The organism is Azospirillum sp. TSO5 (genome assembly GCF_003116065.1).
Classification (GTDB): domain Bacteria; phylum Pseudomonadota; class Alphaproteobacteria; order Azospirillales; family Azospirillaceae; genus Azospirillum.
In genome coordinates, this window is record NZ_LGQY01000049.1 from 1 (window position 1) to 25,872 (window position 25,872).

At 67.8% G+C, this 25,872-nt stretch carries 25 protein-coding genes; 9 read left to right on the top strand and 16 right to left on the bottom strand.

The features are described 5' to 3' along the window. Window positions 1-93: 93 nt before the first annotated feature. The gene (locus TSO5_RS14345) at window positions 94-318 is read right to left on the bottom strand and encodes a hypothetical protein (protein ID WP_109152216.1); all 225 of its coding nucleotides are present in this window, start codon (window positions 316-318) and stop codon (window positions 94-96) included. Next, window positions 315-761: a Fur family transcriptional regulator gene (locus TSO5_RS14350; RefSeq protein ID WP_109152217.1), complete on the bottom strand. Its 447-nt coding sequence runs from the start codon at window positions 759-761 to the stop codon at window positions 315-317. The genes TSO5_RS14345 and TSO5_RS14350 overlap by 4 nt, the downstream gene beginning before the upstream one ends. Window positions 762-902: 141 nt before the next feature. Between TSO5_RS14350 and TSO5_RS14355 the strand changes: the two genes are divergently transcribed. After that, window positions 903-1,463, top strand: coding sequence for a superoxide dismutase family protein (locus TSO5_RS14355; RefSeq protein WP_109152218.1), 561 nt, complete (start codon window positions 903-905; stop codon window positions 1,461-1,463). A 319-nt stretch (window positions 1,464-1,782) separates the two neighbouring features. Beyond that, window positions 1,783-3,288 carry a DEAD/DEAH box helicase gene (locus TSO5_RS14360; protein ID WP_199230904.1) on the top strand — a complete coding sequence of 502 codons (1,506 nt, stop codon included), beginning with the start codon at window positions 1,783-1,785 and terminating at the stop codon, window positions 3,286-3,288. A gap of 76 nt (window positions 3,289-3,364) precedes the next feature. Here TSO5_RS14360 and gstA read toward each other — a convergent pair whose 3' ends face one another. The 7 genes from gstA to TSO5_RS14395 form a co-directional block, all read right to left on the bottom strand. Next, the gene (gene gstA / locus TSO5_RS14365; RefSeq protein ID WP_109152219.1) at window positions 3,365-3,970 is read right to left on the bottom strand and encodes a glutathione transferase GstA; all 606 of its coding nucleotides are present in this window, start codon (window positions 3,968-3,970) and stop codon (window positions 3,365-3,367) included. 79 nt (window positions 3,971-4,049) lie between these two features. Further along, the gene (locus TSO5_RS14370; protein ID WP_109075931.1) at window positions 4,050-4,874 is read right to left on the bottom strand and encodes an acyl-ACP desaturase; all 825 of its coding nucleotides are present in this window, start codon (window positions 4,872-4,874) and stop codon (window positions 4,050-4,052) included. Between the two features lie 273 nt (window positions 4,875-5,147). Beyond that, window positions 5,148-5,564 carry a F0F1 ATP synthase subunit epsilon gene (locus TSO5_RS14375; protein WP_109152220.1) on the bottom strand — a complete coding sequence of 139 codons (417 nt, stop codon included), beginning with the start codon at window positions 5,562-5,564 and terminating at the stop codon, window positions 5,148-5,150. Between the two features lie 145 nt (window positions 5,565-5,709). Further along, complete coding sequence (gene atpD, locus TSO5_RS14380; protein WP_109075929.1) at window positions 5,710-7,131, bottom strand: F0F1 ATP synthase subunit beta; 1,422 nt, start codon at window positions 7,129-7,131, stop codon at window positions 5,710-5,712. A gap of 86 nt (window positions 7,132-7,217) precedes the next feature. Continuing rightward, window positions 7,218-8,105 (bottom strand): F0F1 ATP synthase subunit gamma, encoded by an 888-nt coding sequence (locus tag TSO5_RS14385; RefSeq protein WP_109152221.1) that lies wholly within the window; start codon window positions 8,103-8,105, stop codon window positions 7,218-7,220. Between the two features lie 87 nt (window positions 8,106-8,192). Beyond that, window positions 8,193-9,722, bottom strand: a complete 1,530-nt coding sequence (atpA, locus tag TSO5_RS14390) for a F0F1 ATP synthase subunit alpha (RefSeq protein ID WP_109075927.1) — start codon at window positions 9,720-9,722, stop codon at window positions 8,193-8,195. Further along, window positions 9,722-10,291, bottom strand: a complete 570-nt coding sequence (locus tag TSO5_RS14395; RefSeq protein ID WP_109075926.1) for a F0F1 ATP synthase subunit delta — start codon at window positions 10,289-10,291, stop codon at window positions 9,722-9,724. The genes atpA and TSO5_RS14395 overlap by 1 nt, the downstream gene beginning before the upstream one ends. Before the next feature lie 385 nt (window positions 10,292-10,676). On the opposite strand from TSO5_RS14395, the gene TSO5_RS14400 reads away from it, so the two are divergent. Then, window positions 10,677-11,060, top strand: a complete 384-nt coding sequence (locus tag TSO5_RS14400) for a hypothetical protein (RefSeq protein ID WP_109075925.1) — start codon at window positions 10,677-10,679, stop codon at window positions 11,058-11,060. 97 nt (window positions 11,061-11,157) lie between these two features. On the opposite strand, the gene TSO5_RS14405 is transcribed toward TSO5_RS14400, so the two are convergent. Further along, the gene (locus TSO5_RS14405) at window positions 11,158-11,673 is read right to left on the bottom strand and encodes a cache domain-containing protein (RefSeq protein ID WP_109152222.1); all 516 of its coding nucleotides are present in this window, start codon (window positions 11,671-11,673) and stop codon (window positions 11,158-11,160) included. 187 nt (window positions 11,674-11,860) lie between these two features. Then, window positions 11,861-14,077 carry a primosomal protein N' gene (locus TSO5_RS14410; protein WP_109152250.1) on the bottom strand — a complete coding sequence of 739 codons (2,217 nt, stop codon included), beginning with the start codon at window positions 14,075-14,077 and terminating at the stop codon, window positions 11,861-11,863. A gap of 195 nt (window positions 14,078-14,272) precedes the next feature. Between TSO5_RS14410 and fsa the strand changes: the two genes are divergently transcribed. The 4 genes from fsa to TSO5_RS14430 all read left to right on the top strand — a co-directional run bounded on the left by fsa (window position 14,273) and on the right by TSO5_RS14430 (window position 19,105). Then, complete coding sequence (fsa, locus tag TSO5_RS14415; RefSeq protein WP_085090287.1) at window positions 14,273-14,929, top strand: fructose-6-phosphate aldolase; 657 nt, start codon at window positions 14,273-14,275, stop codon at window positions 14,927-14,929. Between the two features lie 17 nt (window positions 14,930-14,946). Continuing rightward, window positions 14,947-15,669 carry a DUF484 family protein gene (locus TSO5_RS14420; RefSeq protein WP_109152223.1) on the top strand — a complete coding sequence of 241 codons (723 nt, stop codon included), beginning with the start codon at window positions 14,947-14,949 and terminating at the stop codon, window positions 15,667-15,669. Continuing rightward, a complete protein-coding gene (locus TSO5_RS14425; RefSeq protein WP_109152224.1) occupies window positions 15,666-16,616 on the top strand; it encodes a tyrosine recombinase XerC in 951 nt (316 codons plus the stop codon). Before TSO5_RS14420 ends, TSO5_RS14425 begins: the two co-directional genes overlap by 4 nt. 308 nt (window positions 16,617-16,924) lie before the next feature. Then, on the top strand, window positions 16,925-19,105 hold the full coding sequence (locus TSO5_RS14430) for a methyl-accepting chemotaxis protein (protein WP_109152225.1): 2,181 nt from the start codon (window positions 16,925-16,927) through the stop codon (window positions 19,103-19,105). Between the two features lie 87 nt (window positions 19,106-19,192). Here the strand turns inward: TSO5_RS14430 and lpdA are convergent, their stop codons facing one another. Together lpdA and TSO5_RS14440 are read right to left on the bottom strand one after the other, a co-directional pair. Next, on the bottom strand, window positions 19,193-20,590 hold the full coding sequence (gene lpdA, locus TSO5_RS14435; protein ID WP_109152226.1) for a dihydrolipoyl dehydrogenase: 1,398 nt from the start codon (window positions 20,588-20,590) through the stop codon (window positions 19,193-19,195). A gap of 158 nt (window positions 20,591-20,748) precedes the next feature. Further along, window positions 20,749-21,336 carry a Uma2 family endonuclease gene (locus tag TSO5_RS14440; protein ID WP_146203734.1) on the bottom strand — a complete coding sequence of 196 codons (588 nt, stop codon included), beginning with the start codon at window positions 21,334-21,336 and terminating at the stop codon, window positions 20,749-20,751. A gap of 174 nt (window positions 21,337-21,510) precedes the next feature. Between TSO5_RS14440 and TSO5_RS14445 the strand changes: the two genes are divergently transcribed. After that, window positions 21,511-21,669, top strand: coding sequence for an entericidin A/B family lipoprotein (locus TSO5_RS14445; protein ID WP_014248797.1), 159 nt, complete (start codon window positions 21,511-21,513; stop codon window positions 21,667-21,669). Between the two features lie 178 nt (window positions 21,670-21,847). On the opposite strand, the gene TSO5_RS14450 is transcribed toward TSO5_RS14445, so the two are convergent. The 3 genes from TSO5_RS14450 to rfaE1 all read right to left on the bottom strand — a co-directional run bounded on the left by TSO5_RS14450 (window position 21,848) and on the right by rfaE1 (window position 24,217). After that, a complete protein-coding gene (locus tag TSO5_RS14450) occupies window positions 21,848-22,216 on the bottom strand; it encodes a DUF6481 family protein (RefSeq protein ID WP_109152251.1) in 369 nt (122 codons plus the stop codon). Window positions 22,217-22,364: 148 nt separating this feature from the next. After that, entirely contained in the window at window positions 22,365-22,574 is a 210-nt protein-coding gene (locus tag TSO5_RS14455; protein ID WP_109052004.1) for a cold-shock protein, read from the bottom strand. A gap of 197 nt (window positions 22,575-22,771) precedes the next feature. After that, complete coding sequence (gene rfaE1, locus TSO5_RS14460) at window positions 22,772-24,217, bottom strand: D-glycero-beta-D-manno-heptose-7-phosphate kinase (RefSeq protein ID WP_109152252.1); 1,446 nt, start codon at window positions 24,215-24,217, stop codon at window positions 22,772-22,774. A gap of 129 nt (window positions 24,218-24,346) precedes the next feature. On the opposite strand from rfaE1, the gene TSO5_RS14470 reads away from it, so the two are divergent. Continuing rightward, window positions 24,347-25,816, top strand: a complete 1,470-nt coding sequence (locus TSO5_RS14470; protein WP_109152228.1) for a HAMP domain-containing sensor histidine kinase — start codon at window positions 24,347-24,349, stop codon at window positions 25,814-25,816. Window positions 25,817-25,872 lie beyond the last annotated feature (56 nt).

A 25,872-nucleotide genomic window follows, 5' to 3' on the forward strand; every position in this document is an offset into this window, starting at 1 on the left:
GGGGTGGCCACCCCCAGCAGCTCGATCCGTCGGAGACACTATAAGCCAAACTCAACATACAAGGGATGGGGAGGGGGCAAACCGTCGCCCCCCTCAATGCCGAACCGGCCCCGCCACCCAATGGCTGACGATGGTCTCCGCCTGGGCCGGCGGGATCTCCGGATGGTGATAGCGATAGACCGTCACCGCCGCCTCCAGCGCATAGCGTTCCGGCTGGCCGCAGCGGCACAGGCCGGAGTAGCAGCGCTGCACCGCATCGCGGCAGGCGATGGCGTCGGCAATCGGCTGATCGGCCTCGAAGAAACGGGGATCGGTCATGGACGCTCCTCCTCATCCCGGGCGCCGTCACCGGCGTCGTCCAGCGGCACGCCGTAGATTTCCAGCCGGTGGCCGACGATCTTGTAGCCGAGTTCGTGAGCGATCCGCTCCTTCATCGCCTCCAGTTCCGGACTGGCGAATTCGATGATCCGGCCGGTGCGGGTGTCGATCAGGTGGTGGTGGTGGTCGGCCGTCGCCTCTTCGTAGCGCGCACGCCCATCGCCCAGATCGACGCGCTCGATCACCTGCGCGTCTTCCAGCAGCCGCATGGTGCGGTAGACGGTGGCGATGGAGATGCGCGGGTCGATCTGCACGGCGCGGCGATGCACCTCCTCGACGTCGGGGTGGTCATCCGCCTCCGACAACACTTGCGAGATGACGCGGCGCTGCCCGGTCATCTTCAGCCCCTTCTCCATGCACAACGCTTCCAGACGCGACGTCATAACCCCAACCCTGGTCTTTGCTTGCCGATACCCCCATCATACTGAAAACCGTTCGCAATCCCAGAGCGGTTTCGCAGCGACGCGAAGTCGCGACCCTGCCGGCCGCTCACCCGCGCCGGCCAATATGGAGGACCCACCGGAATGCCCCGCACCTTGTTCCGCTCCTCGTTGATTCCGGCCCTGCTGCTCGCAGGACTGTCGCTGGCAGCCGTTCCCGCTCTCGCCCAGCAGTCCGCCCCGGCCGCCCCGGCGCCCGCTCCCGCCGCCCAGGCCGCCATCGCCGATGCCCAGGGCAAGCCGCTGGGCACCGTCACCTTCACCAAATTCCCGCACGGCATCCTGGTGCATGGCCAGCTGGAAGGGCTGCCGCCGGGCTGGCACGGCATCCACATCCACGAAAACGGCGCCTGCACCCCCGACTTCAAGGCGGCCGGCGGTCATTTCGCCGCGCAGGGCTCCAAGCACGGTCTCGAATCCGAGCACATGCATTACGGCGAGCTTCCCAACATCTGGGCCAACGAGGCCGGCAAGGCCGGGTTCGAGGCGATCACCCACATGGTCAGCCTGACCGACGGCGCCGACGGCCTGTTCAAGCAGGGCGGCACCTCGATCATCATCCACGCCCAGCCCGACGATTACCTCAGCCAACCGGCCGGCAACTCCGGCGACCGCCTCGCCTGCGGCATCATCAAGAAGCCGTAAGCCCCGACGGACGGCACCGGGGCGCGACTATATGCCGCAGGATTGCGACGCCGGCTCGCGCCCCCTCTCCTCCCGTCCAGCCTCCGCTTGATCCTCCCGAATCGGCAGGCGCACCCCTGCCGCGCGACGAGTTTGCTTGCCAAATCAAGCCACCGGCCCTATCTGTCCGGGGTCGGACGGCGCCCGGCGCCGCGCAGGACTTGCGCTCGCCTGATCGCCCGCCGCCCGACGGCTCCGCGCCAACCCGCCGCGGAGCGCGCAAGCCCGGCCGCTCCCTCCTGGCGCGGCCCCCATTCTGGTGACCAGGACCATCGCTTCCATGACCGAATTTTCCGGCCTCGGCCTGATCGAGCCTCTTCTGCGCGCCGTCGCGGAGGAGGGATACTCCACGGCCACGCCGATCCAGGCCGGCGCCATCCCGCTTCTGCTGGCCGGCCGCGACGTGCTGGGCCTCGCCCAGACCGGCACCGGCAAGACCGCCGCCTTCACGCTGCCGATGCTGCAGCGGTTGTTCCAGAACAAGAAGCGCGTGGCCGCCAAGTCGCCGCGCGCCCTGATCCTGACCCCGACGCGTGAGCTGGCGCTGCAGATCGGCGACAGCTTCACCACCTACGGCCGCCATCTGCCGATCCGCCGCACCGTCATCCATGGCGGCGTCGGCCAGAGCCCGCAGGTCGCCGCCATCGCCCGCGGGACGGAGGTGCTGATCGCCACTCCCGGCCGCCTGCTCGACCTGATGGCGCAGAACCACGTCAATCTCGGCGGCATCGAGCTGTTCGTCCTCGACGAGGCCGACCGCATGCTCGACATGGGCTTCATCCGCGACGTGCGGAAGGTGGTGGCGGTTCTGCCGAAGGAACGGCAGACCCTGCTGTTCTCCGCCACCATGCCCGACGCGGTGGTGGACCTCGCGAACAGCATCCTGACCGATGCCGAGCGCATCGAGGTGACGCCGCAGTCGACGACGGTGGAGCGCATCAACCAGCGCGTCCTCTTCGTCGAGCGCAGCGACAAGCGCCGTCTGCTGGCCGACCTGCTGGAAGACAGCGCGATGGCCCGCACCATCGTCTTCGCCCGCACCAAGCATGGCGCCGATCGCATCGCCGACCATCTGAAGAAGGCCGGCATCGCCGCCGACGCCATCCATGGCGACAAGTCGCAGTCGGCCCGCGTGCGCGCGCTGGAAAGCTTCCGCGCCGGCGAGCTGCGGGCGCTGGTGGCGACCGACATCGCCGCGCGCGGCATCGACATCGACGGCATCAGCCACGTCATCAACTTCGACCTGCCGAACGAGCCGGAAAGCTACGTCCACCGCATCGGCCGGACCGCGCGCGCCGGCACCGACGGCAGCGCGGTGTCCTTCTGCGACCATGAAGAGGTCGGCTATCTGAAGGACATCGAGAAGACGATCCGTCAGCCGATCCCGTCCGACACCACCCACCCCTACCATGCGGTGGACGTGGCGCAGATCCACGCCTCCTCCAAGCCGCCGCCCCGCCCCAAGGCGCCGGGTAGCAACCGCAACCAGAACAACCGCAACCAGCAGCAGGCCCGCCCGGCGAACGCCGCGGCGAAGGCAGCCCCGAAGGCGGCGCAGCAGCCTGCCAAGGCTCCGCAGGCCGCCAAGACCCCGCAGAAGCCCGGCAAGCCGGCCGGTGCGCCGCGTCCGGACGCCGCCCGCAACGACCAGAACCGCCACGACCGCCGCCCGGCTCCGCATGCCGTGTCGCACGGCAACAGCCAGGGCAACGGCAAGCAGGCGCCGCGCGCCGCCGGCACTCCCGGCGGCAACACCCCGCTGCGCCGCAAGCCCAGCGCCGCCTGATCCGCGCGACGCCGACAAAAGAAAAAGGCCCCGTCTCTCGCCGAGACGGGGCCTTTCTCGTTCAGAGACGCTGTCGTCAGCCCTGGGCTTCGGCCGCGAGCGCCGCCTGCACCGCCGGACGGACGCCGACGCGCTCGCTGAAGGCGGCCAGATTGGCGAAGGGCGACAGGTCCACGCCCAGATGCGGGACCCAGCGCAGCACGACGAATGCATAGGCGTCGGCCACCGTGAAACGCTCGCCGGTCAAGTAGGTCTTGCCTTGCAGCCCCTGATTCAGCACCGCCAACTTGGCGGTCAGCGTCTGCCGGGCAATGTCCTTGTAGGCATCCGGCGTGTTGGGACGGAACAGCGGCGAGCAGCCCTTGTGCAGCTCGGTCCCGATGAAGTTCAGCCACTCCAGCACGCGGTAGCGCTCCAGGCTGCCGGCCGGCGGGATCAGGCCGCTATCCGGGACCTTGTCCGCGATGTACTGCGCGATCACCGGCCCTTCGGTCAACAGGCCACCCTCGTCCAACGCCAGGGCCGGCACTTGGCCCTTCGGGTTCACCGCAAGGAAGTCGCTGCCGTCGGCCAGGGTCTTGGCCGCGAGATCGACCTTCACCAGATCGAAGGGCAGCCCGGCCTCGCGCAGGATGATGTGCGGCGACAGCGAACAGGCGCCCGCCTTGTAGAAGAGCTTCATGTCTCCGGAACCCTCATTGGGTGGTTGGGTCCCAATGGCTACTCCAAAGGGACCGGCGCTGCCACCTTTCCTGAGCAGGTCAGACCGCCTGCGCCGCCAGCTTCCTGGCCTGACGGTCGATGAACCACCATGCCCCGCGCGAGGCGACGCTGCACAGCCGCGTGTGGGGCTTCAGGCCACAGGCCTTGAACACCATGGCGATGGCGCGGTCGACATGCTTGCGGCGATAGCGGCCGAAGGCGCGGCGCTTGTAGGCGGCGTTGTAGAGCTTGTGCTCGTACGCGGCGTCGGCCGGGGCGTTGGCGGCGTAGTAGGCGTAGGCCAGCTCATCGTCCTCCGACTCGCCGATGCGCGACAGCGCCACCTTCAGCCGCTGCACCTTGTTCAGCCCTTCGCGGTCCAGATACTTCTTGGCGTAGGTGTAGAAGATCTTGTAGTGGCGCAGCTCGTCGGCGGCGATGTTGCGGCAGATCTCCTTCAGCACCGGCTCGTCGGTCGAATCGCCGATGGCGGCGTAGTAGGAACTGGTGCCGGTCTCCACCATGCAGCGGGCGATCATCTCGCCGGTGCGCGAGCCGCGGACCGAGGCGTCGAGGTCGATCGGCACGCGGTAGCCGGCGCGGAAGCGCTCGACCGCCGCGCGGAAATCAAAGGTCGGATCGACCAGCTCGGCCCAGCGGCCCAGCGCCTCGCCATGCTGGACCTCCTCGATCGCCCAGCCGCGGGCGGCCTCCTGGAACTCCGGATCGTCCTTGAAGACGTTGCACAGATAGGCTGTGTAATCGTCGGCGTTGAATTCCACCAGGGCCGCCGCCTTGATCAGCGGGACCAGATCGGAATCGATCTTGCCGGCGTCGAAACGGTCCCAGGGAAGCTCGTCGATCCGCCAATGCGCACGCGCCATGTCCGCTCTACCGCCTCGTTCTGGGCCGCGCTGCCGTTGCGGCCGGTTCATATCGGGAAAGGGTTCGCCGCTCCCATGTCCCCGCCTTTATGCCGTCGGGTACGGCGGGGTTCACGGTTCAGGCCTTCGAATGTAATCGCTCTTTTTCGCCATGCAACCAAGTCGCAACGCGAACGGGCGGCCTGGATGCCCAAGCCGCCCGTTTGACCGAAGAGATATATGCCGTTGGCTCCAGGATCCCGCACAGACGGGAAGCGTGCCGACGGCCTCCGCTCAGTGAGCGGAGGTCTGGGTCAGCGCGTCCAGCTTGGCGCGCGCGACGGCCAGCTTGGACTCGGCGGCAGCGCGCTCGGCGTCCGACTTGCTGTCGTCCACGTCCTCGGACAGATCCTTGATCTGCTTCTCGACCGCGGCGCGGTCCAGATCGGTCAGCGCCACCGCTTCCTCGGCCAGCACGGTGCAGCGGGCCTCGGTGACCTCGGCGAAGCCGCCGGCGACGAAGACGCGGTCGACCACGCGGTCGCCCTCATAGACGTCGATGACACCCGGACGCACGGTCGAGATCATCGGCGAATGACCGGCGAGCACGCCGAAATCGCCTTCCGAACCCGGCACCACGACCATGTCCACGGGCTGCGACTTCAGCAGCTTTTCCGGCGAGACCAGCTCGAATTCGACTTTATCGGCCATGGGTTTCCTGGTGCCTCTTCATAGGAACCCCCTCCCCCGATGACGGGGGGAGGGGGTGTGCTGATGTCGATTTCCGCCCGGCTTTCTCATGCCCCTTCTCAGGGCCGATGGAGCCGGGTCGGAATGCCGCAATCCCGGATGGGGATCAGGCGGCGGCCAGCTTCTTGGCCTTGGCGATCGCCTCGTCGATGGTGCCGACCATGTAGAAGGCGGCCTCCGGCAGGTGATCGTAGTCGCCGTTCACGATGCCCTTGAAGCCCTTGATGGTGTCTTCCAGGCTGACCAGCACGCCCGGCGTGCCGGTGAACACCTCGGCGACGTGGAACGGCTGCGACAGGAAGCGCTGGATCTTGCGGGCGCGGGCCACGACCAGCTTGTCCTCTTCCGACAGCTCGTCCATGCCCAGGATGGCGATGATGTCCTGCAGCGACTTGTAGGTCTGCAGAACCTTCTGGACCGAACGGGCGACCTGGTAGTGCTCCTCACCGACGACGCGCGGGTCGAGGATGCGGCTGGTCGAGTCGAGCGGGTCCACGGCCGGGAAGATTGCCATTTCGGCGATCGAGCGCGACAGCACCGTGGTGGCGTCCAGGTGGGCGAAGGAAGCGGCCGGGGCCGGGTCGGTCAGATCGTCGGCGGGCACGTAAATGGCCTGCACCGAGGTGATCGAGCCCTTCTTCGTCGAGGTGATGCGCTCCTGCAGGGCGCCCATGTCGGTGCCCAGCGTCGGCTGGTAACCCACCGCCGACGGGATGCGGCCCAGCAGAGCCGACACTTCCGAACCGGCCTGGGTGAAGCGGAAGATGTTGTCCACGAAGAACAGCACGTCCTGGCCTTCCTCGTCGCGGAAGTATTCCGCGAGCGTCAGGCCGCTCAGCGCGACGCGGGCGCGGGCGCCCGGCGGCTCGTTCATCTGGCCGTACACCAGGGCCACCTTGGAGCCCGGACCGTCGAGCTTGATGACGCCCGACTCGATCATCTCGTGGTAGAGGTCGTTGCCCTCACGGGTACGCTCGCCCACGCCGGCGAACACCGACACGCCACCGTGCGCCTTGGCGACGTTGTTGATCAGCTCCATGATCGTCACGGTCTTGCCGACGCCGGCGCCGCCGAACAGGCCGATCTTGCCGCCCTTGGCGTAGGGGGCCAGCAGGTCGATGACCTTGATGCCGGTGATCAGCACTTCGGCGTCCGTCGACTGGTCGACGAAGTCCGGGGCCTGACGGTGGATCGGCAGCGAGCGGGCGGCGTTGACCGCGCCGCGCTCGTCGATCGGCTCGCCGATCACGTTGATGATGCGGCCCAGGGTCTCAGGTCCGACCGGCACGGCGATCGGGGCGCCGGTGTCCGACACCTCGGCGCCACGCACCAGACCGTCGGTGCTGTCCATGGCGATGGTGCGGACCGTGCTCTCGCCCAGGTGCTGCGCCACTTCCAGAACGAGGGTCTTGCCGTCGTTCTGGGTGTGCAGCGCGTTCAGGATCGCCGGCAGGTCGCCGTCGAACTGCACGTCCACGACGGCGCCCGTGACCTGCGTGATCTTGCCGACAGAATTGGTGGTGGCCATGGAGTAAAGCTCCCTAGGAACTCGGTAAGTGTCGGTATGCCGTCGCCGGCGCAAATAGGCTGGACGCTACGTGTCGGATGCGGCCGTTACAGGGCCTCGGCACCGGAGATGATCTCGATCAGCTCCTTGGTGATGTAGGCCTGGCGCGTCCGGTTGTAGGTGATCGTCAGCTTGTTGATCATGTCGCCGGCGTTGCGCGTCGCGTTGTCCATCGCGGTCATCCGGGCGCCCTGTTCGGACGCGGCGCTCTCCAGGAGGGCGCGGTAGATCTGGATGGACAGGTTGCGCGGCAGCAGTTCGGCGAGGATCTGCTCCTCGTCCGGCTCGAACTCGTACATCGCCTTGGCTTCCGCGCCGGCGGCCTCGGTGGCCTCGGTGGCGACGGCGAAGGGGATGAGCTGCTGAACCGTGACGACCTGCGAGATCGCCGACTTGAACTTGTTGAAGATGACCGAGCAGACGTCGAACTCGCCGGCGTCGAACATCGACAGCACCTTCGTCGCTACCATATCGGCGTCGCTGAAGCCGAGCCGGCGGCGGCCGACGTCCTCGTAGCTCTCGACGATCAGGGAGGCAAACTCGCGCTTCAGCTGGTCGCGGCCCTTGCGGCCGACGGTCAGCAGCTTCACGGTCTTGCCCTCGCCCTGCAGGCGGACGATCTGGCGCTTGGCCTCGCGGACGATGGAGCCGTTGAAGGCGCCGCACAGACCGCGGTCGGAGCTGATGACGACCAGCAGATGCACCTGATCGGCGCCCGTTCCGGTCATCAGCTTCGGGCCGTTGCCGCTGTCCTGCACGTTGGCGGCCAGCGACGACAGCATGCGGCCCATACGCTCCGCGTAGGGACCGCTGGCTTCCGCCTGCTCCTGAGCGCGGCGCAGCTTGGAAGCCGCGACCATCTTCATGGCCGAGGTGATCTTGCGCGTCGACTGGACGCTCGCGATCCGGTTCTTTAGGTCCTTGAGGTTAGGCATGCCGGCCCTTCAATTCCGCTCGAGGTCGTTCCGTGCCCGTCTCTACAAGACGGTGGGGGGCGGTTTCCCGCCCCCGCGCGCGGTCGGTCAGGCGAAGACCTTGGCGAAGCCGTCGAGGAACGCCTTCAGCTTCTCTTCGGTCGCCGAGGTGATCTGCTTGTCGGTGCGGATCGCCGCCAGGATATCGGCGCCCTTGGCGCGGATTTCCGACAGGAACTTGGCCTCGAAGCGGTTCACGTCCTCGACGCGGATGGCGTCCAGGTAGCCCTTCACGCCGGCGAAGATCGAAACGACCTGCTCTTCGACGGGCAGCGGCTGGAACTGGCCCTGCTTCAGCAGCTCAGTCAGACGGGCGCCGCGGGCCAGCAGGCGCTGGGTCGAGGCGTCGAGGTCCGAGGCGAACTGGGCGAAGGCGGCCATCTCGCGGTACTGCGCGAGTTCCATCTTGATGGTGCCGGCGACCTGCTTCATCGCCTTGATCTGGGCGGCGGAGCCGACGCGGCTCACCGACAGACCGACGTTGATGGCGGGGCGGATGCCCTTATAGAACAGGCCGGTTTCCAGGAAGATCTGACCGTCGGTGATCGAGATCACGTTGGTCGGAATGTAGGCGGACACGTCGCCGGCCTGGGTCTCGATGACCGGCAGGGCGGTCAGCGAGCCGTTGCCATGGGCGTCGCCCATCTTGGCGGCGCGCTCCAGCAGGCGGCTGTGGAGGTAGAACACGTCGCCCGGATAGGCTTCGCGGCCCGGCGGACGGCGGAGCAGCAGCGACATCTGGCGGTAGGCGACGGCCTGCTTGGACAGATCGTCGTACACGATCAGGGCGTGCATGCCGTTGTCGCGGAAATACTCGCCCATCGTGCAGCCGGTGTACGGCGCCAGGAACTGCAGCGGAGCCGGCTCCGACGCGGTGGCGGCGACGACGATGGAGTATTCCATGGCGCCGGCGTCTTCCAGGGTCTTGACGATCTGGGCGACGGTGGAGCGCTTCTGGCCGACGGCGACGTAGATGCAGTAGAGCTTCTTGCTCTCGTCGTCGCCCTGGTTGATCGGCTTCTGGTTCAGGAAGGTGTCGATGACGACGGCGGTCTTGCCGGTCTGACGGTCACCGATGATCAGTTCGCGCTGGCCGCGCCCGATCGGAACCAGGCTGTCGACGGCCTTCAGGCCGGTCTGCATCGGCTCGTGCACCGACTTGCGCGGGATGATGCCGGGGGCCTTCACCTCGACGCGCTTGCGCTCGACGTCGACCAGCGGACCCTTGCCGTCGATCGGGTTGCCGAGGCCGTCGACCACGCGGCCCAGCAGGCCACGGCCGACTGGAACGTCGACGATGGTGCCGGTGCGCTTGACGGTGTCGCCTTCCTTGATGCCGCGGTCGTCGCCGAAGATCACGATACCGACATTGTCGGTCTCGAGGTTCAGCGCCATGCCCTGCAGGCCACCCGGGAACTCGACCATTTCGCCGGCGCGGACGTTGTCCAGGCCGTGCACGCGGGCGACGCCGTCACCCACCGACAGGACCTGACCAACCTCGGCGACATCCGCCTCGGTCCCGAAATTCGCGATCTGCTGCTTGAGGATCGCAGAGATTTCTGCGGCGCGGATATCCATCAGACTGATCCCCCTGAGGCCTTCATGGCGAGTTGCAATTTGTTCAGCTTCGTGCGCACCGAGGTATCGACCATGCGCGAGCCGAACTTAACGATCATGCCGCCGATCAGCTCCGGATCGACGGAGGTGTTCACCAACACCTTGGAACCGATGGACGCCTTGAGCGCGTCGATGACGGCGTCGCGCTGGGCGTCGTTCAGCGGCTGGGCCGTCGTGACCTGCGCCGTGACCTCGCCGCGGCGCCGGGCCAGCTCGGCCAGGAAGCCTTCGATCATGCCGTCGATCGAGAACAGGCGGCGGTTGGCCGCCACCAGCCCGATGAAGCGCTTGGTCAGATCGGACACGCCGGCGCTGTCCAGGACAGCGGCCATGGCCTTGCCCTGATCGGCGCGGCTGATGACGGGGCTGCGGACGAGGCGACGGAGGTCAGCGCTCTCGGCCAGGATCTGCTTCAGCGTGGCCAGATCGCTCGCGACCGTGTCCAACGCCTGATTTTCGTCCGCAAGCTCGAACAGCGCGGTGGAGTAACGCGCGGCGAGTTCGGATACGCCTGTTCCTTCGGATGCCACCTGATCCCTCGAATTGAGTTCGGTAGACGGTGAATTCGGCGGCCTTATAGGGTGTCAACCCGAGGCACAAACACCCCGGCCGCGAAAGCGAGCGGTCCAATATCACAGGAATCGCCACCACGCAACGGGGTCTGGACAATTTGGCTGCGGCGTTTTGAGCAACTGCGGAATCATTGGTCGCAACTGCGTTCGCCGAGGACTCGGGCAACGCTCGACTGGTCATACCGGCTGTGACTTCGATGTGGCCCTATTCCCGGTTTAATTCAAGGTTAACCAATCTGATCCACGGTCGGCCGGAACCGTGCGGGCGGCCGATCCGACCTTGGGATTCCTGTCGTTTTGCCCCGCCGCAGCCGGTCCCGAGAGACCAGAGGCCTTATCCGCCATGACCATCCTGCCGACGACCGACACCCCTGCGGACACCGACGCCGGCGCCGGCTCCCGGCTGGAGGAGCGCGCGCCCAACGTCATCCAGTTCAGCCGCGCCCGCTTTACCCCGGACGATCTGGACGCCTTCGCCGCCGTGGCCGAACCCAAGATTCGCGACGGGCATTGGGTCGGCGTGCTGCGCGAGTCGGGGCGCACCCACGACCGGCTTCTGGTGCTGCTGCCGGAAGTCGACCGTCCGGTCTTCCGCTTCGAACGCGACGCCAAGGGCCGCTACAGCCTGTCTTTCCACGACCGCTCGGGCTGGTACGGCATCGGGGCCGGTGACAACGCCGCCGAATGCCTGTCGATCTGGCGCCCGCGCCGGCCGCGGTCGCCCTGACCTTCCTTGGGTTTGGCCCCTTGGATTTGGCCGCGGTAATTTTCACCATGTAAAAAAGCGACCTGCGGCATCCCGCCGCAGCAGTTTCATAAAAGCCTCAACGATAGACGCCGACCGCCAGCATGTAGGGCTTGCCGTTCAGAACCAGACGGCGGGCATGCATCGTCTTGCGCGCGACCTGCCCGGTCAGCGGATCGATCCATTGATAAGTGACGTCGGTGCGGCCGGTGCGCGCCACCCCGTCCAGCGCCTCGCGGATGAAGGGCTTGCCATCGACGTCGCGCAGTTCCTTCAGGTTTGATCCGTTCAGCGTTGCGGTCCAGCCATGGGCGACCATCACGCCGGTGTCGTCCAGCAGCATCGGGTAAAGGTCGCGGTCGTTGAAAGCGCTATCATGGGCGACAAAGGCTTCGGCCGCCGCGTCCGGACCGATCCGCTCCAGCAGTTGCTCGGCGCGGTCGATCATGGTCAGCGCTTCGGCATCGGTGCCGCGGGTGCGGGCCGGGGCGCCGGCGGCAAAGGCGATGACCACCAGCAGCAGAAGAACCGGCAGCACGGTCAGCAGGGTTTGCCGCTGAACGCGCAGACGAAGCTTGGAGATCATGCCGACCATCAGCCTGAACCTGTGCCTGTGACGTTTGGGTCCGGGAAGGAAGTTTGGATTCGGAACCATCCCGACCGTGGTAATACCATGCTCCACGCCGCGCAATGGACCAAACGTCACAGGTGCCATGTCGAACCCCTGCCGCGACCGGATCGTGTCAATTCGCCGCAGCCTGCCCCGCCGACGCTAACGCCCTTTAAAGGAAGCTGTAGGGGTCGACATCGATCTGCACCCGGATGGCCGGCGGGATCTCCACCCTGTCCAGCCACTCCGCGATCAGCGGCTGCACCTGGGTGCTGCGCGGCGCCTTCAGCAGCAGGCGGCGGCGGTGCCGTCCGCGCAGCAGGGCCAGCGGCGCCGGGGCCGGCCCCAAGATATGGACCGAGTCGCTGCGCGGTGCGGCCCGGCCCAGCGCCATCGCCACCCGCTCCACCAGCGTCGGATCCTCACCGGACACGATCAGCGCCGCCAGCCGGCCGAAGGGGGGCATGCCGGCCTCCAGCCGCATCTCCGCCTCCAGCTGATAGAAGCCGTCGCGGTCGCCGGCGGCCAGCGCCTGCATCACCGGATGTTCGGGCATGAAGGTCTGCAGCATCACCCGCCCCGGCCGCTCGCCGCGCCCGGCGCGCCCGGCGACCTGATGCAGCAGCTGATAGGTGCGCTCCGCCGCCCGCAGGTCGCCGCCGTTCAGCCCCAGATCGGCATCGACCACACCCACCAGCGTCAGCATGGGAAAGTGATGGCCCTTCGCCATCACCTGGGTGCCGATGATGATGTCCAGCTCGTGCCGGCCGATGCTCTCCACCATCTCCTGGATGGCGCGCGGGCCGTGCAGGGTGTCGGACGCCATGATGGCGGCTCGGGCGTTGGGAAACAGCTCCGCCACCTCCTCGGCGATGCGTTCCACGCCGGGACCGCAGGCGGCCATCGTCCCCTCCTCCCCACATTCCGGGCAGGCATGGGGCAAGGGCTGCTGCAGGCCGCAATGGTGGCATTGCAGCTTGCGGGCGAGCCGATGCTCGACCAGCCACGCCGTGCAGTTCGGGCATTGCATGCGGTGGCCGCAGGCGCGGCACAGGGTCAGCGGGGCATAGCCGCGGCGGTTCAGGAACAGCATCGCCTGCTCGCCCGCCGCCAGCGTGTCGGTCAGCGCCTTGCGCAGGCTGGGCGCCAGCCAGTGCCGGGCGGGAGGACGGTCGCGCCGCAGATCGATCAGTTCGACGTCGGGCAGCACCGCACCGCCATGGCGGGCCGGCAACTCGATGCGCGCATAGCGGTGGCTGTCGGCATTCACCTTGGTCTCCAGCGACGGCGTGGCGGAGACCAGCACGATGGGCAGCCCGCCCAGATGCGCCCGCGCCACCGCCATGTCGCGGGCGTGGTAGATCGCCCCCTCCTCCTGCTTGTACGCGGAGTCGTGCTCCTCATCGACGATGATGACGCCCAGATCCGGATAGGGCAGGAACAGCGCCGACCGCGCGCCGACCACCACCGGCACCTCGCCCTTGGACACCGCGCGCCAGGTGTCGCGGCGCTGCCCCCCGGTCAGCTCCGAATGCCACTCCGCCGGCGGCGCGCCGAAGCGCCGGGCGAAGCGGTCGAGCCACTGTGCCGACAGCGCGATCTCCGGCAGCAGCACCAGCGCCTGTTTGCCCTGCTCCAGCGCCGCCGAGATCGCCTCGTAATAGACCTCCGTCTTGCCCGACCCGGTGACACCGTCGAGCAGCACGGTGGAGTAGCTGCCGGATGCCACCCGGGCGCGCAGATCGTCGGCCGCCGCCCGCTGGTCGGCCGACAGGCTGGGTCCGGGCCGGCGCCAGTCGGGCCGGCCCAGCCGGGTCGGGTGCAGCATCACCGGTTCCAGCAGCCCGGCCTCGGCCAGCCCGCGCACCACCGTCACGCCGCAGCCGGCCTCCTCGGCCAGCTCAGACGGCGTCCGCGGAGGACCATCCTCCAGCAGCGCCAGGATGCGCTTGCGCGGATCGGTCATCTTGAAGCCGGGCGGCGGCTCCGCCCCCTGCTTGCGCAGATAGGCCAGCATCGGCTTGGGCGGCTCCAGCGCCGCCGGCACGCTGACCGCCATGCGCAGGACGAAGCCCGGCGGCGTCATGGTATAGGCGGCGACCCATTCGACGAAGCGGCGGCCGACCTCGGTCATCGGCGGCACGTCGAACCGGCGCACCACCGCCTTCAGCCGGCCGGACTCCAGCGTCCCGGCACCGGGACCCCAGACAACGCCGATCACCCGGCGCGGACCCAGCGGCACCTCGACGAAATCGCCGGGAACCAGCTCCATCCCGTCCGGCACGCGGTAGTCGTAGGCCTCGCGCAGCGGCAGCGGCAGCAGGACGGCGACGCGACGGTCCGACCCGCGAGGCTGCGGCTTCGCCGGGGAATCGGTGGTTTCACGCACCAAATCGCCTTCGGGCTGCCCCGTTTCGGGCGTGTCCCCAAGAAGATCCCCCTGGAAGCCCGGGGCGGAACTGGCGGAAGTCGAACGCATCGGCTAGAGTGGCCTCATGTCCCGGGCACCGGGCGGGACGGCGCGTCGGTCAGCTTTCCGGCGCGGCCGGTTCCGGTCAACATCAGCAAGCATGGACCCTTCGTCATGAAGTTCTTCGTCGACACCGCCGACATCGCCGAGATCCGTGATCTGGCCGATACCGGTCTGCTGGACGGTGTTACCACCAACCCCTCCCTGATCGCCAAGTCCGGCCGTCAATTCCTCGACCTCGTGGCCGAGATTTGCGACGTCGTCAACGGTCCGGTCAGCGCCGAGGTGGCGTCCACCGACTTCGAGACCATGCTCGCCGAAGCCCACAAGATCGCCAAGATCTCCCACCGCGTCGCGGTGAAGGTGCCGCTGACCCCGGCCGGCCTGAAGGTCTGCAAGATCATCTCGTCCGAAGGCACGATGGTCAACGTCACGCTGTGCTTCTCCCCCGCCCAGGCGATCCTGGCGGCCAAGGCCGGCGCCAGCTTCGTGTCGCCCTTCGTCGGCCGCCTGGACGACATCGGCCAGGATGGTATGGGCATCATCAAGGACATCTGCGAGATCTATAACAATTACGACGCCTTCAAGACCGAGGTGCTGGTCGCCTCGATCCGCAACCCGATGCACATCGTCAAGGCCGCCCGTCTGGGCGCCCATGTCGTGACCGCGCCGGCGTCGGTGCTGAAGCAGCTGTTCAACCACCCGCTGACCGACAAGGGTCTCTCCCAGTTCGTCGATGACTGGAAGAAGACCGGCCAGTCGATCCTGTAAGGCGGGCCGGAGCGATCATGGCCGACAGGGGCCGCGAACCGGGCCACCCCCCGCGCCAGGCGTCGACGCTCTCTTCGGAGGATGTGCGCGCCTATCTGCGGACCCACCCGGACTTCCTGGCCCAGAACGCCGATCTGGTCCACCACCTGACCCCGCCGTCGGTCGACCGCGGGCGTGGGGTGGTGGACCTCCAGGCATTCATGGTCGACCGGCTGCGCGCCGAGGTCCGCACCCTCAAGGACCAGCAGCGCGAGTTGATCGGCACCAGCCGGGCCAACCTGAACAGCCAGAACCGCATCCACGCCGCGGTCCTGTTCCTGCTCGACGCCCAGAGCTTCGAGCAGCTGATCCAGACCATCACCACCGACCTCGCGGTCCTTCTCGACCTCGACGTCGCCTGTCTGGTCATCGAATCCAACGGCAGCGACATTCCCCACGTCCACCGTTCCGGCGTGCGGGTGGTGGAGCCGGGCGCCATCGCCGAGCGGCTGGGGCGCGCCGACGTGGTGCTGAACACCGACATCCAGGGCGATCCCGAGATCTACGGCCCCGGCGCCGGCCTGGTCCGGTCGGAGGCGCTGATCCGCATCCAAGTCTCCAGCGAGACGCCCGACGGCCTGCTCGCTTTCGGCAGCCGCGAACCCGACACCTTCCACAACGGCCAGGGCACCGAACTGGTCGGCTTCCTTGCCCGCGTCATCGAGCGGGTGATCCGCGGCTGGCTGGAGCTGCCGGCGTGACCGAACCTGTATTGGGTTTCTCCGCCAAGCCCGACGTTCAGGAAGTGCTGGCCCACTGGCGGCGCTGGATGGAGAGCGAGAAGGCGGTGTCCCGTCACACCCTGTCGGCCTACACCGCCGACGTGGGAGAGTTCCTGCGCTTCCTCACCGAATTCCGCGGCGGCTCGCAGCCCTCGCTGAACGACCTGGGCGACCTGAAGGCGGCGGATTTCCGCGCCTGGATGTCCCGGCTGGCGATGGACGGTCTGGTCGGGGCCAGCCGGGCGCGCAAGCTGGCGGCGGTGCGCAACCTGTTCCGCTGGATGGACCGCAGCGGCCGGCTGCACAACCCCGCCGTCGCCACCCTGGCCACACCGAAGGTCAAGCGCCCCGCCCCGCGCCCGCTGACGGAAATCGACGCCGACCGCCTGCTGGAGGAGGCCGAGCGCGATCGCGACGAACCCTGGATCGGCAAGCGCGACCGCGCCCTGTTCACCCTGCTCTACGGCTGCGGCCTCCGCATTTCCGAAGCGCTGGGTCTGGCCCGAAAGGACGCGCCGCTGACCGACATGCTGCGCGTCACCGGCAAGGGGCGCAAGGACCGCATGATCCCCGTCCTGCCGGCGGTGACGGAGGCGGTGCGCGCCTATATCGAATCGTGCCCCTTCACGCTGGCCCCCGATGGCCCGCTGTTCGTCGGCACCCGCGGTGGCCGGCTGAACGCCAGCGTCGCCCAGCATCAGATGCAGAAGCTGCGCGCCCTGATGGGCATGCCCGACAGCGCCACTCCGCACGCCCTGCGACACAGTTTCGCGACCCATCTTTTGGCGGACGGCGGCGACCTGCGCGCCATCCAGGACCTGCTCGGCCACGCCTCGCTCTCCACAACCCAGCGTTACACGGACGTCGAGAACGAGCAGCTGATGAACGTGTACCGCAACGCCCATCCTCGGGCGCGCAAGGGCTGATTAGGACCGGTCTCCACAATCGAGCCAAGCATATCGGGATATTCACGCCGATCTCCGTCGCAGATGTCGGCGGAGCCTTCGCGCATTGAATGCAATCTCGCAACAATCCGTCTGTTGCCGGGAAATTAAAATACATCTCCGGATTTTCCCATGGACGTTAGAATCAGTTGCAAATAGTGAAGCAATACCGCGCAACCGTAATACTTTCGCATTAAAGGCCGTATTCTAACCCTTATCCAGGCTTCACCATTCGTTAAGGGGCGAATTCCACAGTGTCTCCAGCGTGTGATTCATGCTGGGGAAACACCATGCAAATAAAATCAATCCAATCGAAGATCGCGATGCTGTCGGGCTTGTGCCTGGCAGGCACCGTCGCCGTGCTCGTCGGCTTCGCCGTCCTGTCGACGCGCTCCAGCAACGAGTTCGTGACCGGCAACGTCGAACGGATCATCGAAAGCAAGACGACGGAATCCCTGCAGAATCTCGCGGCCACCCAGGCCGGCCTGCTGCGGTCGGAATTCGACACCGCGCTGAACGCCGCACGGACGATGGCCAGCAGCTTCGCCAGCCTCGCCGACGACGGGGCGCCCGGCCACGTCCCGCCGGAAAAGCGGCGCGAGGCCTTCAACGGCGTTCTGCTGTCGGTGCTGAAGAACAACCCGCTGTTCAACGGCACCTATTCGGCGTGGGAGCCCGACGCGCTCGACGGCCGGGACGAGGAGTTCCGCAACCACCGCGAAGCCGGCACCGACGCCACCGGCCGCTTCATCCCCTATTGGAACCGCGACCAGAACGGCCGCATCGCCATGCAGCCGCTGGTGGAGTATGACAGCCGCGACCGGCATCCCAATGGCGTGATGAAGGGCGGCTGGTACATCGGCCCGCAGGAGAACGGACGCGAGAGCGTGCTCGACCCCCTGCCCTACATCGTGCAGGGCAAGCAGGTGTTCCTCGCGACCCTGTCGGTGCCTGTGGTCATCGGCGGCAAGTTCCGCGGCGTGGCCGGCGCCGACTTCAACCTCGAATTCGTTCAGCAACTGTCGACCAAGGTCAGCGCCGCCGTCTTCAACGGCCGCAGCCAGGTGGTCATCATCAGCAACATGGGCCTGATCGTCGCCCACAGCGCGCGGCCCGACCTGATCGGCCAGTCGATTTCCACCTTTGATGCCTCGTGGCGGGACGATCTGACCAGTGTCCAGACCGGCAAGCCGCATGTCGACATCGAAGCCTCCACCAACATGCTGCGTGCCTTCGCTCCCATTACGCTCGGCAACACCGAAAAGCCGTGGGCCGTGCTGGTCCAGGTGCCGAAGGACATCGTGCTGGCCGACAGCATGGCCCTGGCCTCGGAACTGGGCGAGCGCGCCAACTCCAGCATCCTGTGGCAGGTCACCGTCGGCGCCCTGGTCGCCCTTGGCGCGGTCGCGGTGATGTGGGTGGTCGCCGGCGGCGTCGCCCGGCCGATCCGCGCCAGCGTCGCCTTCGCCGAAGGCATCGCCGCCGGCCGCTTCGACCAGACGCTGGACATCCGGCAGGCCGACGAAGTCGGCGCGCTCGCCGACGCCCTGCGCAAGATGCTGGCCGACCTGAAGCGGATGATCGACCAGCGGGCCGAGGATCAGGCCAAGGCCGACGCCGAACGCCGCAAGGCCATGCTGCAACTGGCCGACACTCTGGAAGCCCAGGTGATGAATGTGGTGGACGGCGTCGACCGCGCCGCCCAGTCGATGACCGGCACCGCCCAGACCATGACCGCCACCGCGACCCAGACCAGCCAGCAGGCCGGCGTCGTCGCCAACGCCTCGCAGGATGCCAGCAGCAACGTGCAGACCGTCGCCAGCGCGACCGAGCAGCTGTCCTCCTCGATCCAGGAGATCGGCGAGCAGGTCAACCGCTCCGCCCAGATCGCCCGCGAGGCGGTGGAGGCGGCCCAACAGGCCAACGGGCAGGTGCTCAGCCTGACCGAGGCGGCGGAGAAGATCGGTACGGTGGTGCAACTGATTCAGGACATCGCCAGCCAGACCAACCTGCTGGCCCTGAACGCGACCATCGAGGCCGCCCGTGCCGGAGAGGCCGGCAAGGGCTTCGCCGTGGTGGCGCAGGAGGTGAAGAGCCTCGCCAGCCAGACCGCCCGCGCGACGGAGGAGATCGCCGGCCACGTCACCGGCATGCAGCGCGTCACCGACGAGACCGCCAGCGCGATCAAGGGCATCGGCGGCATCATCGCCCAGATCGACGAGATCTCCACCGCCATCGCTGCCGCCGTGGAAGAACAGGGCTCCGCCACCGCCGAGATCGCCCGCAACGTCCAGCAGGCCGCCAGCGGCACCCAGGAGGTGACCAAGACCATCGCCGACGTCCGCAGCGCCGCCGTCGAGGCCGGCCATTCCGCCGAGACCGTCCTGTCGGTCTCCGGCCAGCTCGCCGGCGACGCCGGCCGCCTGCGCAGCGTGGTGAACGGCTTCCTGTCGACCATCCGCGCGGCCTGACCGCCCGAGCGGGGTCGCTAAAACGGAAAGGCTCCCCCGCCGGACGGCGGGGGAGCCTTTTTGCTGTTTCGGACCTGATAGACCCGATCAGATGTGCAGCGGACGCCCGTCGACCGCCAGTGCCGCTTCCTTGACCGCTTCCGACAGGGTCGGGTGGGCGTGGCAGGTGCGGGCGACGTCTTCGGCGGACGCGCTGAACTCCATGGCCAGCACCAGCTCGCCGATCATCTCCGACACGTTCGGGCCGATCATGTGGACGCCCAGCACCTGATCGGTGGAGGCATCCGACAGGATCTTCACGAAACCGTCGGTGTTGCCGCCGGCACGGGCGCGACCGTTGGCGGTGAACGGGAACTTGCCGGTCTTGTAGGCGACGCCCGCGGCCTTCAGCTGCTCCTCGGTCTTGCCGACGGCGGCGACTTCCGGCCAGGTGTAGACGACGCCGGGGACAAGGTCGTGGTTGACGTGGCTCTTCTGGCCGGCCAGCTGCTCGGCCAGCGCCACGCCCTCTTCCTCGGCCTTGTGGGCCAGCATCGGGCCTTCGACCACGTCGCCGATGGCGTAGATGCCCGGCACGTTGGTCTGGAAATGGCCGTCGATCTTGACGCGGCCGCGCTCCAGCTCAACGCCCACCGCCTCCAGGCCGAGACCTTCGGTGTAGGGGCGGCGGCCGATGGCGACCAGCACGGTGTCGGCCTCGATGGTCTGCGCGGCACCGCCGGCGGCGGGCTCGACCGTCAGGGTGACACCGGTCTCGGTCACCGAAGCGCCGGTCACCTTGGTGCTCAGCTTGAAGTCCATGCCCTGCTTGGCGAAGATGCGCTGGGCCTGCTTCGACAGCTCGTTGTCCATGGTCGGCAGCACGCGGTCGAGATACTCGACCACCGTCACCTTGGCACCCAGGCGGCCCCAGACGGAGCCCAGCTCCAGGCCGATCACGCCGCCGCCGATGACGACCAGATGCTTGGGCACCTCCGGCAGCGACAGGGCGCCGGTGGAGGACACCACGCGCTTCTCGTCGATGGCGATGCCCGGCAGCGGGGTCACGTCCGAACCGGTGGCGATGACGATCGCCTTCGACGCGGTGATGGTGCCGACGCCTTCGACCTCGACGGTGTTCGGGGCGGTGATCTTGCCGGCGCCCTTCAGCCAGGCGACCTTGTTCTTCTTGAACAGGAACTCGATGCCGCCGACGTTGTCCTTAACGACCTTGTCCTTGTGGGCCAGCATGCCGGGCAGGTCCAGGTCGACGCTGCCGACCTTGATGCCGAACTTGGCAAGGCCGTGGGCCGCTTCCTCGAACTTCTCCGACGCCGCCAGCAGAGCCTTGGACGGGATGCAGCCGACGTTCAGGCAGGTGCCGCCCAGCGTCCCGCGCTTTTCCACGCAGGCAACCTTGAAGCCGAGCTGCGCCGCGCGGATCGCGCAGACATACCCGCCGGGACCGCCGCCGATCACAACGACGTCAAAAGTGCTTTCAGCCATGAGAGGCTTTCCTTTCGCCATTCTTGCTCGTTGCCAAAAGCCGTCCCGTCCAGCGGGGAGGGCCGCGAGATATTCCGCGGGGCGATTTATGCCCGCGCTCACGCCCCGTGGCAACGGGACACTTCGTCTCTGGATGCAGGGTTGCCCAATGAAGGAGGTCAGAACCCGAGGTCGCGGTACAGCTCCGCCAGCGGCATGTCGAGGCCGGCGGTTTCCAGCACCAGCCGCCCGTCCTCCTCCAGCACCTCGGGCGCGGCGGGCCAGAGGTTGTCCGAATCGCGGCGGTGCAGTTCCGCCCGGATGGTCCGGGAGTCGAGGAACAGGATCTCCCGCACCGACGGCATGGCGGCATAGGCGTGCAGCTTGGCCCGTTGCGCCTTCTCCTCGGTCGGCGACAGGATCTCCACCAGCAGCACCGGAGCGGTGGTGTAGGGAATCTCCGGATCGAACGGCTCGCAGGTCACGGCGAGATCGGCGACGCGGTAATTGTGCGTCGGGTCGAAATGCGGTCGGACACCGGCTTCCGACAAAGCGCGGCAACGGCTTCCGTCACGCTTGCCCTTCTCCCGCAGGGCATCGCGCAACGCGGCACCCAAAGCGATCTGCAAAGTGCTGTGTGCGGGGCTCGGATGTGCCTGCCCGACGATCTCGCCATCGACGAGTTCATACCGGGCATCATCCCGGAACTCCATCGCCAGGAATTCATCGACGGTCGTCAGCGGGGTGAAGCGACGGGCGAGCGGCATGACGGTCTCCGATCCGGACGGGACGTTCGGCAACAGCCCCAATGTAATTCATCCCATGGCGGAAGCGAAGGGCACCACCTTTGCGCAAGCCCCCTCCCCTTTCGAATTCGGAAACCTTTACAGCCCCGCTTGCGTTCCCATCGGCATCACACAGCCACCGCAACGGAGACCACCATGACCACCGTCAAGAAGTTCGCTCTGCTCGCCGTCCTGGGCACGCTGCTGGGCACCACGCTGGCCGCCTGCAACACCATGGAAGGCGCCGGCCAGGACGTGCAGGCCGGTGGCCGCGCCATCGAGCGGGGCGCCGACAACGTCCAGAAGAAGATGTAAGTCCGCAGTCGGCACGGCCTTGGAAATCCATCCTTCCAAGGCCGACGACAAGACAGCCACCAACAAAAAAGCCATGGAGCCTGATGCGGTTCGGATCGAACGCATCAGGCTCCATGGCTTTTTTGGTTTGATGGCCGGAGCGGCGCGTCACGTCGACTCCGGCATCCCGCGATGCGGGTCAGCGGCTCCGCGCCTTGCGCGCCGCATAACGGGCGTCGCGGGCGGCTTTCGCCTCGGCTGCCGTCGCCACTTGGCGCTTGGCCTGTTCGGCGATCTCCTGGGCGGCCAGCGCTTCGCGGGCGGCCCGCTCGGCCTGTTCCGCCTGCAGCGCTTCCTGTTCGGCGGCCTTGCGGGCTTCGCGCGCCGCATTGCGTTCGGCCTCGCGGGCCTCACGGGCGACGCGGACGGCCCGCCGGGCCTCTTCGCGCTCCAGGAAGACCGGATCGTTCACACCGGGTTGCGCCTTGAACTTGTCCAGCAGTGCCTTCTTCGCGCCGGCGGCCGCGCTCAGACGCTCCGAAAGCCCTGCATTCTTAAAGCCGTTCATGTCCATCCATTTCGTGAATTTCGCCGTACCCTCGGGAAGATCATCTTCGGGAAGATCAGGGGGCCGGTCGGGCCGGGCATTTTCAACCGAGGGGGCGGGTACAAAAAAAGGCGGCCGGAGCCGCCCTTTCTCTTCGAACCTGCTGCGCTCAGAGAGCGCGGAGGTTCTCGGCCGCAACCTTGCCGCGGCGCGGATCGCGGATCGCGTCGAAGGACAGCTTCTGGCCTTCACCGAGATTGCTGATCCCGGCGCGCTCGACGGCGGAAATGTGGACGAACACGTCGGCCGTGCCGTCTTCCGGCTGAATGAAGCCGAAGCCCTTGGTGGAGTTGAAAAACTTGACGGTTCCGATAGCCATGGGTCAGTTCCCTTCCTGGCGTTGCGCCGCGCGAGTTTGCGCAGGCGCATCAATTTCACTTCGGGGAAGAGACCCAGATCCGCGTGACGGATCAGAATAACAAAGCCCAGAGCAACGTCGACCACCCACAGATGGGGCATGCATCGGCAGCTTACAAGCGACAATCGACACTCGCCGCCGATGCACGTGCGATTGTCTCAGCCCTTCATGCGCTTGATGGTGTTGGTCGTGCTCTGGCCCTGGACCAGCTCGGCCAGCACCACTTTCCCGCCATAACTCTGGACGAAATCCGCCCCCACCACCGTGGCGATGGTGTAGTCGGCTCCCTTCACCAGCACGTCGGGGCGCAGGGCGTGGATCAGCATTTCCGGCGTATCCTCGCCGAAGATCACCACCAGATCGACGCAGCCCAGCGACGCCAGCACGGTGGCGCGCGCCGTCTCGTTCTGCACCGGGCGGCTGTCGCCCTTCAGCCGCTTCACCGACGCATCGCTGTTCAGCCCGACCACCAGCACGTCGCAGGCCGCGCGGGCCTGTTTCAGCAGCGAGATGTGGCCGGGGTGCAGCAGGTCGAAGCAGCCGTTGGTGAAGCCCACCCGCTTGCCGCGCAGCCGCCAGCGCTCCGCCCGTTCCGCCGCGGCGTCGCGGGTCAGCACCTTTTCCTCGCCATGGCGCCATTGCTGCTCGTGCAGGCCGGACAGCAGCTCGGCCGAACGGACCACCGCCGTGCCGACCTTGCCCACCACGATGCCGGCGGCCAGGTTGGCCAGCCGCGCCGAATCGACCAGATCGATCCCGACCGACAGTGCGGCGGTCAGCGTCGCCACCACCGTGTCGCCGGCGCCCGACACGTCGAACACCTCCCGCGCCTCGGCCGGCAGATGCACCGCGTCCTCGGCCGTCACCACCGACATGCCCTGTTCACTGCGGGTAGCGACGACGGCGCCGATGCCGCAGGTGGCGATCAGGTGACGCGCGGCGGCGATCACCTCCTCGTCCGTGCGGGCCGGCAGGCCGGTGGCCTCCATCAGCTCCTTGCGGTTGGGCGTGACGATGTCGGCGCCGCGATAGCGGCGGTAGTCGCGCCCCTTCGGGTCCACCACGACGGTGCGCCCTGCCTCCCGCGCGGCGGCGATCACCGCCACCACCAGCTCGTCGGTCAGCACGCCCTTGCCGTAATCGGACAGGATGACGCCGCCCACCTCGGGCAGCAGGTCGCGCACGCGCTCCAGCACGCGGTCGGCGACGGTGATCGGCACCACCGTCTCGATGTCGGTGCGCAGAAGCTGCTGCTGGCCGGCGATGAAGCGGGTCTTGACCGTGGTCTGGCGCCCATCCTCCATCACGATGGCGCCGTCGCTGACGCCCTCGCGCCGCAGCAGGGCCAGCAGATCGCTGCCGATGCCGTCGCGCCCCACCACCGAGACGAAGCGGCAGTCCGCCTCCAGCGCCACCAGATTGGCGGCGACATTGCCGGCGCCGCCCAGCTTGGGCACGTCGCGGTCCACGCGCAGGACGGGGATCGGCGCCTCCGGCGATACCCGGTCCACCGAACCATAGACGAAACGGTCGAGCATCACGTCGCCAAGGCACAGTACGTTGGCGCGCGACAGGGTGTCGATGTGACGGGCAAGGTCGCTCATGGCGCCTGTCTTACCAACGCCAAAGCGGTAATGCCAGCGCATCGGCGTCTTCGCAGGGGTGACGCTCGTTTGTCACCGTCGTAGGATGGCGTTCCGGCAACACCCCTCCCATCCCCGCTGGTCCCCCGCATGCCCCGCCCCACCGTCGCGACCAGCCTGTCGGCCAAGCTTCTGCTGCTCACCATCCTGTTCGTGCTGCTGGCGGAGGTGCTGATCTACGCCCCCTCCATCGCCCGCTTCCGCATGAGCTATCTGGAGGAGCGGCTGGCCGCCGCCCACATCGCGGCCTTGTCGGTGGAGGCCGCCCCCGACCTGATGGTGACCAAGGAACTTCAGGCGAAGCTGCTGGCCTACACCGGCACCCACGTCATCGACCTGATCCAGCCCGGCGCCCGCGTCTACATGCTGTCCAGCCCGATGCCGCCGCGGGTCGATGCGGTGTACGACCTGCGCGGCACCGGGATGGGCATGCAGTTCGTCGATGCCGGCAACGCCCTGTGGCTCGCCTTGGAGGGCCTCTTTGAACCGCAGCGCGACCGCGTGATCCGGGTGATCGACCGCTCGCCCAACGACCCGGCCCAGCGGGTCGAGGTGACGATGGACGAACGGCCGCTGATCGACGCCATGCTGGACTTCTCCCGCCGCATCCTGGCGGTGTCGGTCGCCATCTCGCTGATCGCGGCGATCCTGGTCTATCTCACGCTGCATGCCCTGCTGGTGCGGCCGATGCGCCGGCTGACCGCGGAGGTCGTCGCCTTCCGCCGCGATCCCGACGGCGCCCCGCCGCTGGTGCCCGGCAGCCGCAGCGACGAGATCGGCGTGGCGGAGCGCGAGCTTGCCGCCATGCAGGGCACGGTGCGCGCGGCGCTGCGCCAGCGCGAGCGGCTCGCCACGCTTGGCACCGCGGTGGCGAAGATCAACCACGACCTGCGCGGCATCCTCTCCACCGCCTCCCTCCTGTCGGAGCGGCTGACCGAGAGCGCCGATCCGGAGGTGCGACGGGTGACGCCGCGGCTGGTCGCCTCGCTCGACCGCGCGGTGGAACTGTGCAGCCAGACCCTGTCCTTCACCCGCGACGGCGTCCTGCCGCTCACCCCTGCGCCCACCGATCTGCACCGGCTGGCCGAGGAGGCGGGGGCCGAGGTGCTCGCCACCGCCCGCCCCGACGGCAGCCGGGTGGAGGCGGCGTGGATCAACGACATCCCCGCCGGCACCCTGGCCCAGGTCGATGCCGCCCAACTCGGCCGCGCCCTGGTCAATCTCGGCCGCAACGCGGTGCAGGCCGGCGCCGACCGGGTGCGTCTCTCCGCCCAGGCCGGGCGCGCGGGCGCGCTGACCCTGACCATCGCCGACAACGGCCCCGGCCTCGCCCCGCGGGCGCGGGAAAACCTGTTCCAGCCCTTCGCCGGATCGGCGCGGGCCGGCGGGATCGGCCTCGGCCTCGCCATCGCGCGCGAGGTGCTGCGCGCCCATGGCGGCGATCTCAGGCTGGTGGAGAGCGGCGCCGAAGGAACGGCCTTCGCCCTTGACATACCGCAATGCAACGAGGACACCGGTCCTGTAGCTGTTGCAGGGCACAAGTCGTTTGTGTCGCATTGATTCCGCGGGCTCCCTCCCGCAGAATTCCTTCAACAGCGAAGCGTTCGCGGGCAGCC

Excerpts from the sequence above, each read along its gene's own strand:
- TSO5_RS14345 (WP_109152216.1), bottom strand. The coding sequence starts at position 318 with ATGACCGATCCCCGTTTCTTCGAGGCCGATCAGCCGATTGCCGACGCC.
- TSO5_RS14350 (WP_109152217.1), bottom strand. The coding sequence starts at position 761 with ATGACGTCGCGTCTGGAAGCGTTGTGCATGGAGAAGGGGCTGAAGATG.
- TSO5_RS14355 (WP_109152218.1), top strand. The coding sequence starts at position 903 with ATGCCCCGCACCTTGTTCCGCTCCTCGTTGATTCCGGCCCTGCTGCTC.
- TSO5_RS14360 (WP_199230904.1), top strand. The coding sequence starts at position 1,783 with ATGACCGAATTTTCCGGCCTCGGCCTGATCGAGCCTCTTCTGCGCGCC.
- gstA (WP_109152219.1), bottom strand. The coding sequence starts at position 3,970 with ATGAAGCTCTTCTACAAGGCGGGCGCCTGTTCGCTGTCGCCGCACATC.
- TSO5_RS14370 (WP_109075931.1), bottom strand. The coding sequence starts at position 4,874 with ATGGCGCGTGCGCATTGGCGGATCGACGAGCTTCCCTGGGACCGTTTC.
- TSO5_RS14375 (WP_109152220.1), bottom strand. The coding sequence starts at position 5,564 with ATGGCCGATAAAGTCGAATTCGAGCTGGTCTCGCCGGAAAAGCTGCTG.
- atpD (WP_109075929.1), bottom strand. The coding sequence starts at position 7,131 with ATGGCCACCACCAATTCTGTCGGCAAGATCACGCAGGTCACGGGCGCC.
- TSO5_RS14385 (WP_109152221.1), bottom strand. The coding sequence starts at position 8,105 with ATGCCTAACCTCAAGGACCTAAAGAACCGGATCGCGAGCGTCCAGTCG.
- atpA (WP_109075927.1), bottom strand. The coding sequence starts at position 9,722 with ATGGATATCCGCGCCGCAGAAATCTCTGCGATCCTCAAGCAGCAGATC.
- TSO5_RS14400 (WP_109075925.1), top strand. The coding sequence starts at position 10,677 with ATGACCATCCTGCCGACGACCGACACCCCTGCGGACACCGACGCCGGC.
- TSO5_RS14405 (WP_109152222.1), bottom strand. The coding sequence starts at position 11,673 with ATGGTCGGCATGATCTCCAAGCTTCGTCTGCGCGTTCAGCGGCAAACC.
- fsa (WP_085090287.1), top strand. The coding sequence starts at position 14,273 with ATGAAGTTCTTCGTCGACACCGCCGACATCGCCGAGATCCGTGATCTG.
- TSO5_RS14420 (WP_109152223.1), top strand. The coding sequence starts at position 14,947 with ATGGCCGACAGGGGCCGCGAACCGGGCCACCCCCCGCGCCAGGCGTCG.
- TSO5_RS14430 (WP_109152225.1), top strand. The coding sequence starts at position 16,925 with ATGCAAATAAAATCAATCCAATCGAAGATCGCGATGCTGTCGGGCTTG.
- lpdA (WP_109152226.1), bottom strand. The coding sequence starts at position 20,590 with ATGGCTGAAAGCACTTTTGACGTCGTTGTGATCGGCGGCGGTCCCGGC.
- TSO5_RS14440 (WP_146203734.1), bottom strand. The coding sequence starts at position 21,336 with ATGCCGCTCGCCCGTCGCTTCACCCCGCTGACGACCGTCGATGAATTC.
- TSO5_RS14445 (WP_014248797.1), top strand. The coding sequence starts at position 21,511 with ATGACCACCGTCAAGAAGTTCGCTCTGCTCGCCGTCCTGGGCACGCTG.
- TSO5_RS14450 (WP_109152251.1), bottom strand. The coding sequence starts at position 22,216 with ATGAACGGCTTTAAGAATGCAGGGCTTTCGGAGCGTCTGAGCGCGGCC.
- TSO5_RS14455 (WP_109052004.1), bottom strand. The coding sequence starts at position 22,574 with ATGGCTATCGGAACCGTCAAGTTTTTCAACTCCACCAAGGGCTTCGGC.
- rfaE1 (WP_109152252.1), bottom strand. The coding sequence starts at position 24,217 with ATGAGCGACCTTGCCCGTCACATCGACACCCTGTCGCGCGCCAACGTA.
- TSO5_RS14470 (WP_109152228.1), top strand. The coding sequence starts at position 24,347 with ATGCCCCGCCCCACCGTCGCGACCAGCCTGTCGGCCAAGCTTCTGCTG.